At 47.2% G+C, this 15,741-nt stretch carries 19 protein-coding genes and 1 riboswitch; all 19 genes read right to left on the reverse strand.

The annotated features are described in order from the left end of the window. Window positions 1–134: 134 nt before the first annotated feature. The 19 genes from sufB to NSQ39_RS16230 all read right to left on the reverse strand — a co-directional run bounded on the left by sufB (window position 135) and on the right by NSQ39_RS16230 (window position 15,730). Complete coding sequence (gene sufB / locus NSQ39_RS16140; protein WP_046130191.1) at window positions 135–1,532, reverse strand: Fe-S cluster assembly protein SufB; 1,398 nt, start codon at window positions 1,530–1,532, stop codon at window positions 135–137. A gap of 17 nt (window positions 1,533–1,549) precedes the next feature. Next, entirely contained in the window at window positions 1,550–1,996 is a 447-nt protein-coding gene (sufU, locus tag NSQ39_RS16145; protein WP_175075439.1) for a Fe-S cluster assembly sulfur transfer protein SufU, read from the reverse strand. Beyond that, on the reverse strand, window positions 1,986–3,206 hold the full coding sequence (gene sufS / locus NSQ39_RS16150) for a cysteine desulfurase SufS (protein WP_175075440.1): 1,221 nt from the start codon (window positions 3,204–3,206) through the stop codon (window positions 1,986–1,988). The genes sufU and sufS overlap by 11 nt, the downstream gene beginning before the upstream one ends. Then, window positions 3,206–4,519: a Fe-S cluster assembly protein SufD gene (sufD, locus tag NSQ39_RS16155; RefSeq protein WP_175075441.1), complete on the reverse strand. Its 1,314-nt coding sequence runs from the start codon at window positions 4,517–4,519 to the stop codon at window positions 3,206–3,208. The genes sufS and sufD overlap by 1 nt, the downstream gene beginning before the upstream one ends. 17 nt (window positions 4,520–4,536) lie before the next feature. After that, entirely contained in the window at window positions 4,537–5,322 is a 786-nt protein-coding gene (gene sufC / locus NSQ39_RS16160) for a Fe-S cluster assembly ATPase SufC (protein WP_175075442.1), read from the reverse strand. Between the two features lie 266 nt (window positions 5,323–5,588). Next, window positions 5,589–6,500: a cation diffusion facilitator family transporter gene (locus NSQ39_RS16165; RefSeq protein WP_175075443.1), complete on the reverse strand. Its 912-nt coding sequence runs from the start codon at window positions 6,498–6,500 to the stop codon at window positions 5,589–5,591. A 127-nt stretch (window positions 6,501–6,627) separates the two neighbouring features. Continuing rightward, window positions 6,628–6,774, reverse strand: coding sequence for a hypothetical protein (locus NSQ39_RS16170; protein ID WP_164918177.1), 147 nt, complete (start codon window positions 6,772–6,774; stop codon window positions 6,628–6,630). Between the two features lie 141 nt (window positions 6,775–6,915). Then, window positions 6,916–7,299 carry a carboxymuconolactone decarboxylase family protein gene (locus tag NSQ39_RS16175; protein WP_175075444.1) on the reverse strand — a complete coding sequence of 128 codons (384 nt, stop codon included), beginning with the start codon at window positions 7,297–7,299 and terminating at the stop codon, window positions 6,916–6,918. Window positions 7,300–7,385: 86 nt separating this feature from the next. Beyond that, window positions 7,386–8,219 (reverse strand): methionine ABC transporter substrate-binding lipoprotein MetQ, encoded by an 834-nt coding sequence (gene metQ / locus NSQ39_RS16180; RefSeq protein WP_175075445.1) that lies wholly within the window; start codon window positions 8,217–8,219, stop codon window positions 7,386–7,388. A gap of 13 nt (window positions 8,220–8,232) precedes the next feature. After that, window positions 8,233–8,901 (reverse strand): methionine ABC transporter permease, encoded by a 669-nt coding sequence (locus NSQ39_RS16185; protein WP_046130199.1) that lies wholly within the window; start codon window positions 8,899–8,901, stop codon window positions 8,233–8,235. Continuing rightward, complete coding sequence (metN, locus tag NSQ39_RS16190) at window positions 8,894–9,919, reverse strand: methionine ABC transporter ATP-binding protein MetN (protein ID WP_175075446.1); 1,026 nt, start codon at window positions 9,917–9,919, stop codon at window positions 8,894–8,896. Before metN ends, NSQ39_RS16185 begins: the two co-directional genes overlap by 8 nt. Before the next feature lie 105 nt (window positions 9,920–10,024). Beyond that, window positions 10,025–10,132: riboswitch (SAM riboswitch) on the reverse strand. 194 nt (window positions 10,133–10,326) lie between these two features. After that, complete coding sequence (locus tag NSQ39_RS16195; protein WP_046130201.1) at window positions 10,327–10,674, reverse strand: SCP2 sterol-binding domain-containing protein; 348 nt, start codon at window positions 10,672–10,674, stop codon at window positions 10,327–10,329. 120 nt (window positions 10,675–10,794) lie between these two features. Then, the gene (locus NSQ39_RS16200; protein ID WP_046130202.1) at window positions 10,795–11,103 is read right to left on the reverse strand and encodes a thioredoxin family protein; all 309 of its coding nucleotides are present in this window, start codon (window positions 11,101–11,103) and stop codon (window positions 10,795–10,797) included. A 30-nt stretch (window positions 11,104–11,133) separates the two neighbouring features. Beyond that, entirely contained in the window at window positions 11,134–11,475 is a 342-nt protein-coding gene (locus NSQ39_RS16205; RefSeq protein ID WP_175075447.1) for a toprim domain-containing protein, read from the reverse strand. A gap of 71 nt (window positions 11,476–11,546) precedes the next feature. Then, window positions 11,547–11,783: a YusG family protein gene (locus NSQ39_RS16210; protein ID WP_175075448.1), complete on the reverse strand. Its 237-nt coding sequence runs from the start codon at window positions 11,781–11,783 to the stop codon at window positions 11,547–11,549. Window positions 11,784–11,837: 54 nt separating this feature from the next. Beyond that, window positions 11,838–12,221 (reverse strand): glycine cleavage system protein GcvH, encoded by a 384-nt coding sequence (gene gcvH / locus NSQ39_RS16215; protein WP_046130205.1) that lies wholly within the window; start codon window positions 12,219–12,221, stop codon window positions 11,838–11,840. Window positions 12,222–12,281: 60 nt separating this feature from the next. Further along, a complete protein-coding gene (locus NSQ39_RS16220) occupies window positions 12,282–12,638 on the reverse strand; it encodes an arsenate reductase family protein (RefSeq protein ID WP_046130206.1) in 357 nt (118 codons plus the stop codon). Between the two features lie 115 nt (window positions 12,639–12,753). Continuing rightward, the gene (locus NSQ39_RS16225) at window positions 12,754–14,538 is read right to left on the reverse strand and encodes an acyl-CoA dehydrogenase family protein (protein WP_175075449.1); all 1,785 of its coding nucleotides are present in this window, start codon (window positions 14,536–14,538) and stop codon (window positions 12,754–12,756) included. A 16-nt stretch (window positions 14,539–14,554) separates the two neighbouring features. Then, window positions 14,555–15,730 (reverse strand): acetyl-CoA C-acetyltransferase, encoded by a 1,176-nt coding sequence (locus tag NSQ39_RS16230; protein WP_175075450.1) that lies wholly within the window; start codon window positions 15,728–15,730, stop codon window positions 14,555–14,557. Between the last annotated feature and the right edge of the window lie 11 nt (window positions 15,731–15,741).

Raw genomic sequence — 15,741 nt, forward strand, 5'->3', positions numbered from 1 at the left:
ATCTATGATATGTTAAACACAATTTGATATCAGAAAATCTCAGTTCAAAAGCACCGCAATAGTGGTAAAAGGGATATAAAAAGTGCATAAGAAAAACCCGTCACAAACAATTATGTGACGGGTTTTTTACTCTATTAACCAATAGACCCTTCCATCTCAAACTTAATCAACCGGTTCATCTCAACCGCGTATTCCATCGGCAGTTCTTTTGTGAATGGCTCGATAAAGCCCATGACGATCATTTCCGTCGCTTCTTCTTCGGAAATGCCGCGGCTCATCAAGTAGAAGAGCTGCTCTTCAGATACTTTTGAAACTTTCGCTTCGTGCTCCAATGAAATGTTGTCGTTTAAGATTTCATTGTAAGGAATCGTATCTGAAGTTGATTTGTTGTCCATGATCAGCGTGTCGCATTCGATGTTTGAGCGGGCGCCTTCCGCTTTGCGTCCGAAGTGGACGATTCCGCGGTATGTGACTTTTCCGCCTTGTTTTGAGATCGATTTTGACACGATCGTTGATGACGTATTCGGCGCAAGGTGGATCATTTTCGCACCCGCGTCCTGATGCTGGCCTTTGCCTGCAAGAGCGATAGAAAGCGTCATGCCGCGCGCGCCTTCGCCTTTCAGGATGACGGCAGGGTATTTCATCGTCAGCTTGGAACCGATGTTTCCGTCGATCCATTCCATCGTCGCGTTTGCTTCACAAACAGCGCGTTTTGTAACGAGGTTAAAGACGTTGTTCGCCCAGTTTTGGATCGTCGTATAGCGGCAGTAGCCGCCTTCTTTGACGATAATTTCAACGACCGCGCTGTGAAGCGAGTTCGTCGTGTAGACAGGTGCAGTACATCCTTCGACATAATGAACGTGCGCGCCTTCATCGACGATGATCAGCGTCCGTTCGAACTGCCCCATGTTTTCAGAGTTGATCCGGAAATATGCTTGCAGCGGGGTATCCACTTTTACGCCCTTCGGCACGTAAATGAATGATCCTCCTGACCAAACCGCTGAGTTAAGCGCCGCAAATTTGTTGTCTGTCGGCGGAATGACTTTTGCCCAGTGTTCGCGGAAAATGTCCTCGTTCTCCTTAAGGGCGCTGTCCGTATCTTTAAAGATGATTCCTTGAGACTCAAGGTCTTCTTTCATGTTGTGGTACACGACTTCTGATTCATATTGCGCGGAAACCCCGGCCAAATACTTTTGTTCAGCTTCAGGGATGCCCAGCTTGTCAAACGTTTCTTTGATTTCTGCCGGCACTTCGTCCCATGATCTTTCTGAACGCTCGGAAGGTTTTACATAGTACGTAATTTCGTCAAAGTTCAAAGAGTTTAAATCTCCGCCCCATTGAGGCATTGGCATGTTATAGAAATGTTCAAGAGATTTCAGGCGGAAATCGAGCATCCACTCCGGCTCTTCTTTCATGCGTGAAATTTCTTCAACGATTTCTTTTGTCAGTCCCCGCTCTGAACGGAAAATGGAAACGTCTTTGTCGGCAAAGCCGTATTTATATTCGCCGATATCCGGCATTTTTTTAGCCATCCATTTTCACTCCAATCTTATTCATTATCGCTTTCATCTTTGGCAACGCCTTTTTCGAGGGCTTTCCATGAAAGGGTTGCACATTTGATTCGGGCTGGAAACTTTGATACGCCTTGAAGGGCTTCGATGTCGCCCAGATCGATCGTATCGTCATAGTCCTTGCCCTGCATCATGTCTGAAAAGATATGTGACATCTGAAGGGCTGTCTCCACGTCTTTTCCTTTGATCGCCTGCGTCATCATTGAAGCGGACGCCATGGAAATGGAGCAGCCTTCACCTTCAAATTTTGCATCTTCTACTTTATCGTCCGTAATCTTCATCGTCAGCCTGATTCGGTCACCGCATGTCGGATTGTTCATGTCAACGACGATGCTGTCGTTTAAAACCCCTTTATTTCTCGGGTTTTTGTAGTGATCCATAATCACCTGCCGGTACAGTGTATCCAAGTTCACATTAAAAGACATTTGTGAAATACTCCTTTGTCTTCTGAAGAGCTGCAATCAGTTTGTCGATATCTTCTTCTGTATTATACAGATAAAAGCTTGCTCTTGCAGTAGCGGAAACATTCAGCCATTTCATCAAAGGCTGTGCGCAATGGTGGCCGGCTCTGACTGCGACTCCTTCCGCATCCAGCACGGTTGCGACATCGTGCGGATGGACGTCTTCGATGTTGAATGTCACAAGGCCTGCGCGGTGTTCGGGTCCGTAGACAGTCGCGCCTTCCAGCTCTTTAAAACGATCGAGCGCATATGAAGCCAGGCGGTGTTCGTGTTCTGAAATGGCGTCAAGCCCGATTTCTTCCAGGAAGTCAATCGCCGCTCCCAATCCGATCGCACCCGCGATAATCGGGGTGCCCGCTTCGAATTTCCAAGGGAGCTCCTTCCAGGTTGATTCGTAAAGATCGACAAAATCGATCATCTCTCCGCCGAATTCCGCCGGTTCCATGTTTTCGAGCAAAGCTTTCTTTCCATACAGTACCCCAATTCCGGTCGGACCACACATTTTGTGGGCGGAAAAGGTGAAGAAATCGCAGTCCAGATCCTGTACGTCGATTTTCAGATGCGGCGTGCTCTGCGCGCCGTCAACGACCATTACTGCACCGTTTTCATGGGCGATCTTTGCGATTTCTTTAATCGGGTTAATCGTCCCGAGAACGTTTGACACGTGTGCGCAAGATACGATTTTCGTGTTGGCGGTCACCGTTTTTCTGACATCGTCCAATGAAATGGTGCCGTCTTCCTGAAGCGGAATGTACTTCAGTTCTGCGCCGGTCGCTTTCGCCGCCTGCTGCCAAGGAATGATGTTGGCATGATGCTCCATCGGCGTAATCACGATCTCGTCGCCCGGCTTGAGATTGGCGCGGGCATAGCTTAGCGCAATTGTGTTCAGGCCTGTTGTCGTGCCCCGCGTAAAAATAATTTCCTGCATCGATTTCGCGTTGATAAACTTCCTGACCTTCTCACGTGCTCCTTCATATCCATCGGTAGCTCTCGTACCCAGTGTATGAACGCCGCGATGGACATTAGAATTATAAGATTTGTAATACTGATCGAGCGCGTCTATGACGGCACGCGGCTTTTGCGATGTAGCCGCGCTGTCCAGATAGACGAGGTCGTGCCCATTGACTTGTTGGTGGAGAATCGGAAACTGTTCGCGAATATCTTTGACATTCATTATTTTACTTTCCTTTCAATCACGGAGACGAGCTGTTTCTTCACGCCTTCGATCGGAAGTTCGTTGACGACCGGTGCAAGGAATCCGTAGATGACGAGACGCTCTGCTTCTTCTTTCGGAATCCCTCGGCTCATTAAATAGTAGAGCTGAACCGGGTCGACGCGGCCGACAGATGCAGCATGGCCGGCGGTAACGTCATCTTCATCGATTAAAAGAATCGGGTTCGCGTCGCCGCGCGCTTTTTCGCTCAGCATAAGGACGCGTGATTCCTGCTCCGCATTTGATTTAGACGCGCCGTGTTCGATTTTTCCGATGCCGTTGAAGATCGAAGATGCGGAATCCTTCATGACGCCGTGCTTTAAGATATAGCCTTCTGAATGCTTTCCGTGGTGAATGATTTGCGTCGTAAAGTTTTGAGTCTGCTCTCCTCTGCCGACGACAACCGTTTTCGTGTCGCCGAACGTGCCGTCTCCATGCAGATTTGTCGTGTTTTCCGAAACGGTGTCTCCATCATTCATCAGACCGAGCGCCCACTCGATTTTGCTGTCGCGTCCGAGGGCTGCGCCGCGGCGGCTTACATACGCCGTCACGCCTGAAGACAGATTGTCTACCGCGCCGTATTGCACGCGGGCGTTTGCGCCGGTGATCACTTCTGAGACGATGTTAAACACCGCTTTTTTAGGGTTGACCGTACTGATGTAGTTTTCTACATATGTCACAGAGCTGTTGTCTTCAGCTACGACAAGCACATGGTTGAAAAGGGCCGTGTCATTGCTTTCATGGACATAAACGGCTTGAACGGGAGCTTCGAGCTCAACGTTTTTCGGAACATAAAGGAACGCTCCGCCGTTCACAAGAGCCGCGTGCAGCGCTGTTAATTTATGTTCATCGACTTTTACGCCGTCTTTCATAAAATACTTTTTGACAAGGTCGCTTTGTTCACGGAATGCTGTATGAATATCTGTGAAGATCACGCCTTTGTCCTTCAGCTCTTTGGAGAGCGACAAATACGCCGGCGTTTGATCCCGCTGAATGTAAAGCGTCTTGTCTTCGTTGTCAAGATCGATCAGCGATTTCACTTCATCTGAAAGATCATCCAAGGAATCAAGCGGTTTATTTTCTACAATATGCTTGTTAAACTGCGTGAAATTCCAATTTGTAATTTTGGTTTTGTCAGGCTTAGGCAGCGGCAGCTCTTCGGCTTTTTCAAGCGCTTCTAAGCGCAGGTCCTGCAGCCAAGCCGGTTCCTGATGCTTCTCAGAGAAGCTTTTGACATATTCCCGGTCTACAGATAGTTTTGTTTCGAGTGTCATGTTTATCCCCCTAACGCTTACGCTTCTTGACCGACAGTTTCGTCTTCGATTCCAAGCTCATGCTTAATCCAGTCGTATCCTTCAGCTTCCAAACGCTGTGCAAGCTCAGGTCCGCCTGATTTAACGACGCGGCCTTGCATCATGACGTGCACGTAATCAGGCGTGATGTAGTTCAAGAGACGCTGATAGTGCGTGATGATCAGGCAGCCGAAGTCTTCGCCGCGCATTTTGTTGATGCCTTTTGAAACGACTTTAAGAGCGTCGATGTCCAATCCGGAGTCGATCTCGTCAAGGATCGCGATTTTAGGCTCAATCATCATCAGCTGAAGAATTTCGTTGCGTTTTTTCTCCCCGCCTGAAAATCCTTCGTTCAGATAGCGCTGCGCCATGTCGGGGTCCATTTCAAGAAACTCCATGTTCTCATCCATTTTGCGGATAAATTTCATTAATGAAATTTCATCGCCTTCTTCTCTGCGTGCATTGATGGCAGATCGAAGAAAGTCGGCGTTCGTTACACCGCTGATTTCGCTCGGATACTGCATTGCCAAAAACAGGCCGGCGCGGGCGCGCTCGTCCACTTCCATCTCAAGTACATCCTCACCGTCAAGCAGGATGCTGCCTTTCGTTACTTCATATTTCGGGTGTCCCATAATCGCCGCAGATAAAGTCGATTTACCTGTACCGTTCGGTCCCATGACAGCATGGAACTCCCCGCCTTTTATTTCAAGGTTTACACCTTTTAAAATCTCTTTCCCTTCAATCTCAACGTGAAGATCTTTGATTGTTAAAGTCGAAGCAGCCATGAAATATACCTCCAATATAAATAATCATCATTCTCAATTTATTCTCATTCTAATTTTATAACAAATGAAAAGTGAATACAACAAAAGTCTTTTTGACCTTTTTCGTGTACATGTTCTAAAGTGTAACAAAAATTGCTTTTTTCTTAAAGAGATTACGGAAAGAAACTTTACGAATACAGATTCATCCAATAATGGGATCGTTTTAGAAAAGGAGAAATGCGGGGCGAAGTCTTTAAAGCCGCCCCCTTGATGGGGGCGGTGCGTTCTCAATTGCACGGATGATAATGGGAATGGTTTTCTCCTTCAATCTGCAGTGTCACATGTTCGAGTTTAAATTCTTTCTTTAGATAGTCTGATACTTGATGCAAGATTCTATCCCTGTCACCGTCCTCGCTGACGACCACATGGCAGCTTAAAGACGGAAAATCCGACGTAATCGACCAAATATGAAGGTCATGTACGCCTTTTACCGACGGGATTGACAAAAGGCCGTTTTTAAGCCGTTCGATGTCGATATGCTCCGTCTTTCCTTCCATTAATACATGAACCGAATCTTTCGTAACACGCCAGCCGCTTCCAAGTACAAGGAGAGCCGCAATGACGCTTGCAATCGGATCGGCGATATTCCAATTGAAGAACAGCATCAACAGGCCGGCAATGATCGCGCCGACAGAGCCGAGCAGATCCCCGAGTACATGCAGGAAGGCGCTGCGCAAGTTTAAGTTTCCGCTCGTATCGCCTTTCATTAACATCCAGGCAGCCGCTATATTGATGAGCAAGCCAATGGCCGCAATCCCAAGCATGCCTGCGCTTGCAACTTCAGGCGGGCTGAAAAAGCGATGGTACGCTTCCCAAAAAATATAAAATGAGATCGCAAGCAATGCGATGCCGTTTATAAAGGCGGCCAATATCTCAAATCGCTTGTACCCGTATGTTTTGCTGGCATTTGCCGCTTTTTTTCCAAACGTCAGGGCAAAGAGGCTCAATCCAAGCGCTGCTGCATCACTGAGCATATGTCCGGCATCGGACAAAAGGGCAAGGCTGTTTGTCAGCATTCCGCCGATGAATTCGACCACCATAAAGGTGAAAATCAGGCCGAAGCTGATAAGCAGCGCCTTTCTGTTTGCGTTGTGGGCATGGTGATGGCTGTGGCTTCCATGGTCGTGGGAATGACTCATTATAAACTCCTCCTTTATATATGATCATATGTTCATATATTAATTTTATCTTTGTCTCTTGTATTCGTCAACCAGGTTTTTTCATGAGCCGGGCATGCGAAAGGACGGAATGATATCCGTCCTCCCGTTACCCTGTCACATTTATTTGCAAGACGATTTGCTTGCTTTTTTCGTACTCTGCTTCACGCTTTTTCTCTACTTCCAAACGCACTGCCCGGCTTCTCGCATATTCCCCGTAGCCGAGGCCGTGCGACGTGTGCATCGCTTTTTCCATGTCCGCCGTAAATTCAAGATCAAGCTGCTCCCTGACTGAGCAAATAATGAATCATCCTTTCAGCTACTTTTCTACATGGTACCAGCTGATGCACGCAATAGACAAAGATGAATGCGCTGCGCATATGCCCGGAGGCTTTAGTCAGTGCTTCATTTGCTTGAATTCTTCTATCGCCTGCAAGACGAGGGTGACGGACTGACTCATCGTTGCTCCTCCGCCAAATGCGGCGGTAACGCCGACGGCTTCAAGAATTTCTTCCTCTGTCGCTCCGCTGTCGAGACACCCCTTTATATGATAGATGATGCAATATTCGTCTTGAGAGCTGATGCTGATGCCCAGTGCAATCAGCTGTTTCTCCTTTTCGCCGAGCACGCCTTTTTTAAAGCATTCTTGTGTAAATTCATTGTACTTTGAAGCGATTCCGGGCATTTTCTCGGAAAAGATGCCGATTCCCGCCTTATATTCGTGCAGTGCCGTTTCGATGATATTGTCTGGTTGTTGCTGATTCACGCGTACTTCCTCCATTTGTGTTTAGATTTTTTCTTTATTATGGACAACTTTTCGGAAAATACGCGAAAAAACCCCGGTTTGGCTGTAACCGGGGCTCGCTTTTATTCAGATACAGGAAGCACTGAACCTTCATATTTTTTGTTGATGAAATCTTTGATTTTGTCTGAATGCAACACTTCCATCAGCGCTTTGATTTTCGCTGAGTCTTCGTCGCCTTTGCGCACTGCGATGATGTTTGCATAAGGGTTGTCTTTTGGTGACTCAAGCATGATGGAGTCTTTTTTCGGGTTCAGCTTGTTTTGGATCGCGTAGTTCACATTGATGAATACAGCGTCTGCTTCATTGGTTTCATAAGCTTTTGCCGTCATTTCAGGCGCGACATTGTTTTTGATTTTCAGGTTCTTCTTGTTTTCTGTAATGTCTTTAACCGTAGCATCGATTTTTTTGACACCGGATTTTAATTTGATCAAACCGGCTTTTTCAAGCATTGACAGCATACGGCCCTGCTCTGCGGCGTTATTGCTCATGATGATCGTCGCACCGTCAGGAAGATCTTTTAGAGATTTGTACTTTTTGGAATAGATGCCGAATGGCTCAAGGTGAACCGCGCCGACATTTACTAAGTCATAGTCTTTATTTTCTTTCATTTCTTGTTCAAGATAAGGAACGTGCTGGAAGTAGTTTGCGTCAAGATCCTTTGATGCAAGCGCCTTGTTAATCAGTTTGTAGTCAGTGAACTTCTTGATTTGAAGATCATAGCCTTTTTCCTTCAAAAGCGGTTTAGCTTCTTCTAGAATTTCCGCATGCGGTGTCGGCGTCGCTCCGATGACGATGACTTTGCTGTCTTTATCGCCTTCGCTGCTGGAAGAACCGCATGCTGACAAAATGCCGGCAAAAACGATGAGCAAAGCAGCAATCAATAAACTCTTTTTCATTTGAATAGCCTCCCTAACGTTTGTCTAGTTTATTTGTTATAAAATCCCCAATTAACTGGATGATAAATACGATAGCCAAAATAAAAATCGTTGCAATGACAATAATATCGTTGCAATTCATCTGAAAACCGTCGACATATGCGAGGTTTCCGAGCCCTCCGGAGCCGATCGCACCGGCCATGGCCGTTGAGCCGATGAGCGCGATCGCCGTAACCGTAATACCTGAAATGAGTGCAGGCATTGATTCCGGCAGGAGAACCTTGAAAATGATCGTCGACGTTTTTGCACCCATCGATTTCGCCGCTTCGATCACGCCTTTATCGACTTCGCGCAGCGCGATTTCAACAAGGCGGGCATAAAACGGTGCGGATGCGACAATCAGCGCCGGCAAAGCCGCATTCGGCCCCAAAATCGTTCCCATGATAAATTTTGTGAAACTTAGCAAAATAATAATTAATATAATAAACGGAATCGACCGGAAAACGTTGACAATAGCTGAGATCACAGCATTAATCACCTTGTTTTCCCAAATGTTGCCTTTCGATGTCAAATACAGCAGCAATCCGAGAATGATTCCGATGATAAACGCAAACAAAAGCGATATGCCCGTCATATAAACCGTTTCGTATGTCGCATTCCACAGGTTATCCAGATTCACATTAGGAAACAGTTTCTCAAACATTTGTAATCACCTCTGCTTCTACCTGGCGGCTCTTAATGAAATCGACCACCCGGCTGACTTCGCTGTCATCCCCGTCCACATGAATGAATAAAGATCCGTAAGCGCCGTCTTGTGTTTGCGAAATTTTCCCTTGAAGGATGTTGACTTCAACGTCAAATTTCCGGATGATCTGCGTGATGAGCGGCGTTTCGGCCGCTTCGCCGACAAATGTAAGCTGGATCGTCTGACCGGTTTTCGTTTCCTCAAGGAAATGCTGCAACGTTTCCTTTGTTTCTTCCGGTTCTGTCACCTGCTGGACAAAGCGCTTTGTTATGTCTTCCTTCGGCTTTCTGAAGACGTTCAGCACGTCGCCTTCTTCCACAACCCTGCCGTTTTCCATAACGGCTACTCTGTGACAGATTTTCCTGATGACGTGCATCTCATGGGTGATCAGGACGATGGTCAGCCCCAGCCTTTCGTTGATATCAGACAGAAGGCCCAGGATCGAGTCAGTCGTCTGCGGATCAAGCGCTGATGTCGCTTCATCGCAAAGGAGAACTTTCGGATTGTTGGCGAGCGCCCTTGCGATGCCCACCCGCTGCTTCTGTCCTCCGCTCAGCTGGGAAGGATAGGCGTTCTCCTTTCCTTCAAGACCGACGAGCTTGATTAGTTCAGCGACTCTTTTTAAGCGCTGCTCTTTGCCAACGCCGGCGATTTCGAGCGGAAACGCGATATTGTCGCGGACCGTCCTCGACCATAAAAGGTTGAAATGCTGGAAGATCATGCTGATTTCCTGCCGCGCTTCCCTCAAGCTTTTCCCTTTGATTTGGCTGATTACCCTGCCCGCTACTTCAACAGTGCCTGAAGTCGGCTTTTCAAGCCCGTTCAACAGACGGATCAAGGAGCTTTTTCCGGCTCCGCTATATCCAATAATTCCGAAGATTTCACCTTTTCCTATTCTGAGGGTGACATCTTGGACAGCGTTGACATCTCCATGTTTTGACCGATAAACCTTTGAAACGTTTTGAAGATTTATCAAAGCCATCACCTGCTTTCTTGCTCTATTCTTCGAGGTCCAATCATGTTTATGAAAAAAGCCTTTCTGCACACATGAGCAGAAAGGCTATTAAAAGTCGCGGCCTTTCTCTCATCTTTCAAAGCATGACGCTTCGCGTGAATTGGCACCATTTCAACGGTTGTTGATGGTTGCCGGGTTTCATAGGGCACTTCCCTCCACCTCTCTTGATAAGAGAATCATATATTTATTTTTGATAATTATGATCGGAATTCTTCAAGTAGAATATCATGCAGAAAAATAGTTGTCAACTATTTTTCGTAAGACGAATGTCCTATCCGATCGCCCGGCAAAAAGCAAAAAGACGGGCATACCGACAGCCCGCCGTCCCGGTCATATGTTGTATCATGTGTCAATTTTTCAACAAATGTCTATGGATAAAGGTCGCTGTTTTTGAAGAATCCGTCAGTCAGCCACAATATCGCTTCAAGCTTCAATAAAGCCCTGAAAGATCCCTTTACTTTGATCTTGCCGCGCTGAACAAGATTCTGCAGTGAGATGTCTCCATGAAGAAGGTCAATAATTTCGCTTTGCTCTCCAAAAAAAGTCAAATGAGCTTTTTCAACAGGAGTAGATTTTTCCATTTCTCCCCGTTCATTGATCATTAACGTAAAAGCTTCTTTTTCTCCCTTAAAGGTGATCAGCAAAGCTGTTGTTGATAATAGAGGTTTTAAAAAAGGAGCCCGTTCCTCTCTTTCTACCAATCCTATTTTCTCCAACTGTATAACCTCCTGTCAATTGGTCATACTTACAGATTCTCTGTATACAGCGGGAGTCCTTTATGATTTGCTCGACAAGTTTTTGAGGAATATTTCCCGAGAAATATGTCAAAAAGCGCCTTAATCAACAGCATTTTGTTTGATCGTATCATATAAATAGGAAACGGAGTGAAAAGCGTATTCTTTTTTGACGATTTGGCCGTTTTTATAAAGAATGAAGCATGGCACACTTTCGATTTCATTTTCTTTGGCAAACGTCGGGGAATAGTTGAGATTATTTTTGTAGAATGGAACATCTGCTAGCATTTCATCAACGACTTCCAGCATTCTGCCGGCAAGCTGACATGTTCCGCAGAACGGGGTATATAAATACAAAAGACAGGTTTCTTTGCCAAGCTGTTTTAAATCTCTTTCCTGGAGTTCCTGCATAAGTTGAACCGCACCTCAATACTTTTTTAATCATAAATATTTCGTATCCACCTGGATATTCGCCCTGAAAAGAACCTCTGCGACGTGGTGATTCGGAGCTGCAGCAACTTCCTTGTAGACCTTGTCAATGTAAAGATGGGAAGCTTCCGGCAATTCCCTTTTCAGCTGCCGGCGCAGCTTTTCTCCGGAGTCGTCGGCATCGACCAGTATATATACGTCTTTGTCATACAGCGTTTCGGCAAACTCATCGAGTCTGGAGAGACTGATCGTACCGTTTGTACAGATGATGTCAAGCGGCTCTCCGCTGACATGCTTCACTTTAAGCTTATCGGTTTTGCCCTCTACGATTACGACTTTTTCAATTTCCGGCATTTGGATCACCTTTTAATAGAAAAATAGATTCATTCCAAAAAAAGGCAGTGAATACTCACCGCCTAGGCCGGTCAGCACCAGCCTTGATGATCATCACAATCCACATATTTTGCGTCCGGTTTCTTTACAGTATCAGCCATTTTGTAAAATTTCTGATCCTGGAAAGAGTATCCGGATTTTAAATCGTATTGATCCATGCCGGTCATGCGGCCGATCGGTTCATTGTCATAATACAGCTGCATGCCGCCCTCTTTAAAACGGCCTTGAACATGCTCTGTAATATCGATTTTCTCTTTTCCCAGCGTCAATTTGGATACCCCCTCCTGCTTTAGAGTATCCAAATGACAGGGTATTATCCTTTATCAGTCCTCTTTTGTCATCTCTTCGTATTGTTCTGCTGTCATCAGGCTGTCGATTTCTGAAGCGTCAGCCGGTTCAACGACAATCATCCATGCTTTCTCATACGGAGACTCATTGACGAATTCCGGGCTGTCTTCCAGCTCCCCGTTCACTTCGACAACTTTCCCGTTGATCGGCGCATACAATTCAGAAACGGTTTTAACAGACTCGACGCTGCCGAAAGGCTCGTCCGCTTTAATTTCGGCTCCTACTTCAGGCAGCTCGACGAAGACGATGTCTCCAAGCTCGGATTGCGCGAAATCGGTGATACCGATTCTTACTTTGTCTCCCTCTGTTTTGACCCATTCATGCTCTTCTGAATAGCGCAGTTCTTTCGGTGTGCTCATGCTAATCCCTCCAAGAATTGTTTTAATCGTCTTACATTGAAGATATCATATTTTCACGTACTATAACCAGTATCTCTTAAACTGATCTTCGTTAAAACCGACCGTTACCTTTTTTCCGTCAGCCGTGATCGGGCGTTTGATCAGCATTCCGTCGGAAGCCAGAAGCTCAAGCTGCTCGTCTTCTGACATGCCTTGAAGCTTGTCCTTTAAGCCAAGTTCCCGGTATTTCTGCCCGCTTGTGTTGAAGAATTTTTTTAATTCGAGACCGCTCTTTTCATAAAGCTCTTTCAGCTTCTCCTTACTCGGCGGCTGTTCTGCGATATGTATCCCATTTACCTCTTTGCCGTGGTCCTCGAGCCACTTTTTCGCTTTTCGGCACGTTCCGCATTTCGGGTACCAATAAAAGTCTAAAGCCATCTTATACACCCCTCTTCATTTATCCGAGGCTATTTTAACACAGATTGTTTTAAAAGCCTAAAACAATTGTTTCGCCAAGGCAAAAGCCCCGCTGTATGAACGGGGCGTTTTTGATTTACACGATGAATTTCTCCGCTTCAAAGACTGCCTTGGCTGCCAGGCGTTTTTTCTCAATGACATTGACAGGTGTAAAGCGGGTCAGCTTGCGGAGAGCGGCAAGCATCATCCGCAGCGAATCTCCGGATTCCATCGCGATTAACGATTCTTTAGCATGGCTTTCGATTTCCTGGAACGCTTCCTGCGTGAATATTTGCGTGTAAAGGATTTTCTGCGGATGTTTTTCCTCACCGTCTTTAAGAACCGCTTTTTCTGTTCTTAAGACAGCCGATTCCATGGCGTACACCTGGCTGGCAATATCGGCGATGTTCACGAGAATTTCCTGCTCATTATCGATGGTTTTCCCGTATTTCTGCGCGGCAAGCCCTGCGATGAGAAGCGCAATTTTTTTGGCGTTTTTCAGGATGTATTTTTCCTGTTCCAAAACACCGCCGCCCGGTTCTTCAGGCATGAGCATCATCAGTTCCTCTTGAAGCGCTTTAGCTTTTTCGAAAAGCGGGAGCTCGCCTTTCAGCGCTTTTTTCATATATGTGCCAGGAACGATAAGGCGGTTGATTTCATTCGTTCCTTCAAAAATTCGGTTAATCCGGGAATCGCGGTATGCCCGCTCGACTTCGTATTCCTGCATAAATCCATATCCGCCGTGGATTTGTACGCCTTCGTCGACAATATAGTCAAGGGTTTCAGAACCGAACACTTTATTTAACGAGCACTCGATCGCATATTCGGCAATCGATTTTGCAACCTGGCGGCCGTCTTTTTGATCCTCTTCGCTCAAGGTACCCATTTTGTCTTCAAAAAGTCCGACTGTCCGGTATACGGAGCTTTCCATTGCATACAGCCTTGTTGACATGTTCGCGATTTTTTCGCCGATCAGACTGAAGCTTGAGATCGGCTTCTGAAACTGGCGGCGCTGATTTGCATAAGCGGCCGACAGCTCGATCACCCGTTTGGAGGCGCCGATTGTTCCGACGGCAAGCTTGTAGCGGCCGATATTTAAGATGTTGAACGCGATGACGTGCCCTTTTCCCGGCTCGCCTAATAGGTTCTCTTTCGGAACGTGCACCTGGTCTAAAATCAGCGTGCGAGTCGAAGATCCCTTAATGCCCATTTTTTTCTCTTCCGGGCCAGTTGAAACGCCTTCGTAGTCTTTTTCGACGATGAATGCCGAAAAATGCTCCCCGTCTATTTTTGCATACACGATAAACACATCGGCGAAGGCGGAGTTGGTGATCCATTGCTTTTCGCCGTTTAATATATAATGAGTCCCCGCTTCATTCAGCACAGCCGTCGTTTTCGCCCCGAGCGCATCAGAGCCCGAACCCGGCTCTGTTAATGCATAAGCGGCAACCTTTTCCCCTGATGCAAGCGACGGAAGGTACTTTTCTTTTTGCTCCTGCGTCCCGAAGAACACAATCGGCAGCGTCCCGATTCCGACATGGGCGCCGTAGGACAGCGAAAAGCTTCCGGCCCGCGAAAATTTTTCAGTGATCAAAGCTGAGCTGATTTTATCAAGGCCGAGCCCGCCGAACTCTTCAGGGACATCGGCGCCGAGCAGTCCGAGCCCGCCGGCTTTTTTCAGGAGCCTGACAGAGTGCTCGAAATGGTGGTTTTCAATGTCGTCGATATATGGGAGTACATCGCCGAGAATATAATCCTCAGTCGTTTTGGCGATCATTTTATGTTCGTCTGTGAAATCTTCCGGTGTGAACATCTGATCAGCGGTTACGTCTTCCACCAGAAAAGCGCCGCCTTTTTTCATAAGATCCTTTGTTTGTTCCATGTTCCCATCCCCTTTTTTAGACTAATTCGAATACGCCCGCAGCTCCCATGCCGCCGCCGATGCACATCGTCACAACGCCGAATTGGACGTTTCTTCTGCGCATTTCGTGAATGAGCGTAAGCGTCAGCTTTGTACCGGTACAGCCGAGCGGATGTCCGAGTGCGATCGCTCCGCCGTTTACGTTGACTTTCTCTTCATCAATTCCAAGCGCTCTGATGACTTGAATGGCCTGTGAGGCAAAGGCTTCATTCAATTCAAATAAGCCGATGTCTTTCAGTTCAAGCCCCGCCATCTTCAGCGCCCGCGGTACGGCTTCAATAGGGCCGATCCCCATCACTTCAGGCGGAACGCCGCCGACGGCAAAGGAACGGAATTTGGCAAACGGCTGAAGGCCGAGTGCATCCGCTTTCTCTTTGTCCATCAGCATGACGGCGGCTGCTCCGTCGCTCGTTTGCGAAGAATTGCCCGCGGTGACGGTGCCTTTTGCGGAAAATACCGGCTTTAATGCAGAAAGGACTTCAGCCGTCGTCTGCGGACGTACGCCCTCATCGACGGAAAATGTAAACGTTCTTTCCTGTAATTGATGATTTTCGTCCACTTCTCTGACGGTGATCTCCATCGGGGCGATTTCTTCCGCGAATTTTCCTTCAGCTATCGCTTTTGCCGCTTTTTGGTGGCTGCTGACGGCAAAGGCGTCCTGATCCTCCCTGGACACGCCGTATTTCGTGGCAACCTGCTCTGCTGTATGCCCCATCCCCATATAGTACTCGGGAGCCGTTTCGGCCAGAGCCGCGTTCGGTCTGACGATATGGCCCATCATCGGCACGATGCTCATCGATTCCGCTCCGCCGGCAATGACCGTGTCCGCTCCGCCGAGCATGATCTTTTCGGCTCCGTATGCGATCGATTGAAGACCTGAAGAACAATACCTGTTGATCGTTACGGCCGGGACGGTATGGGGAAGGCCGGCAAGCGCGCCGATGTTGCGGGCCATGTTCAACCCTTGCTCGGCTTCCGGAGTGGCGCAGCCGATAATTAAATCGTCAATATTCCCATCATACCCGCCGGCTCTTTTCAATGTTTCTTTGACGGCGTGCGCTCCTAAATCATCCGGGCGGACCGTTCTTAATGAACCTTTTTTTGCTTTTCCGACCGGGGTTCTCGCTCCTGACACAATGACTGCCTCTTTCATAATTTCTCCCT

The organism is Bacillus sp. FSL W8-0848 (assembly GCF_038007805.1).
Classification (GTDB): Bacteria; Bacillota; Bacilli; order Bacillales; family Bacillaceae; genus Bacillus; species Bacillus glycinifermentans.

What these genes read in the sequence shown, in the direction of transcription:
- sufB (WP_046130191.1), bottom strand. Translation starts at nt 1,532, where the DNA reads ATGGCTAAAAAAATGCCGGATATCGGCGAATATAAATACGGCTTTGCC.
- sufU (WP_175075439.1), bottom strand. Translation starts at nt 1,996, where the DNA reads ATGTCTTTTAATGTGAACTTGGATACACTGTACCGGCAGGTGATTATG.
- sufS (WP_175075440.1), bottom strand. Translation starts at nt 3,206, where the DNA reads ATGAATGTCAAAGATATTCGCGAACAGTTTCCGATTCTCCACCAACAA.
- sufD (WP_175075441.1), bottom strand. Translation starts at nt 4,519, where the DNA reads ATGACACTCGAAACAAAACTATCTGTAGACCGGGAATATGTCAAAAGC.
- sufC (WP_175075442.1), bottom strand. Translation starts at nt 5,322, where the DNA reads ATGGCTGCTTCGACTTTAACAATCAAAGATCTTCACGTTGAGATTGAA.
- NSQ39_RS16165 (WP_175075443.1), bottom strand. Translation starts at nt 6,500, where the DNA reads ATGAGTCATTCCCACGACCATGGAAGCCACAGCCATCACCATGCCCAC.
- NSQ39_RS16170 (WP_164918177.1), bottom strand. Translation starts at nt 6,774, where the DNA reads ATGGAAAAAGCGATGCACACGTCGCACGGCCTCGGCTACGGGGAATAT.
- NSQ39_RS16175 (WP_175075444.1), bottom strand. Translation starts at nt 7,299, where the DNA reads ATGGAGGAAGTACGCGTGAATCAGCAACAACCAGACAATATCATCGAA.
- metQ (WP_175075445.1), bottom strand. Translation starts at nt 8,219, where the DNA reads ATGAAAAAGAGTTTATTGATTGCTGCTTTGCTCATCGTTTTTGCCGGC.
- NSQ39_RS16185 (WP_046130199.1), bottom strand. Translation starts at nt 8,901, where the DNA reads ATGTTTGAGAAACTGTTTCCTAATGTGAATCTGGATAACCTGTGGAAT.
- NSQ39_RS16200 (WP_046130202.1), bottom strand. Translation starts at nt 11,103, where the DNA reads ATGCAGGAACTCCAGGAAAGAGATTTAAAACAGCTTGGCAAAGAAACC.
- NSQ39_RS16205 (WP_175075447.1), bottom strand. Translation starts at nt 11,475, where the DNA reads ATGCCGGAAATTGAAAAAGTCGTAATCGTAGAGGGCAAAACCGATAAG.
- gcvH (WP_046130205.1), bottom strand. Translation starts at nt 12,221, where the DNA reads ATGAGCACACCGAAAGAACTGCGCTATTCAGAAGAGCATGAATGGGTC.
- NSQ39_RS16220 (WP_046130206.1), bottom strand. Translation starts at nt 12,638, where the DNA reads ATGGCTTTAGACTTTTATTGGTACCCGAAATGCGGAACGTGCCGAAAA.
- NSQ39_RS16225 (WP_175075449.1), bottom strand. Translation starts at nt 14,538, where the DNA reads ATGGAACAAACAAAGGATCTTATGAAAAAAGGCGGCGCTTTTCTGGTG.
- NSQ39_RS16230 (WP_175075450.1), bottom strand. Translation starts at nt 15,730, where the DNA reads ATGAAAGAGGCAGTCATTGTGTCAGGAGCGAGAACCCCGGTCGGAAAA.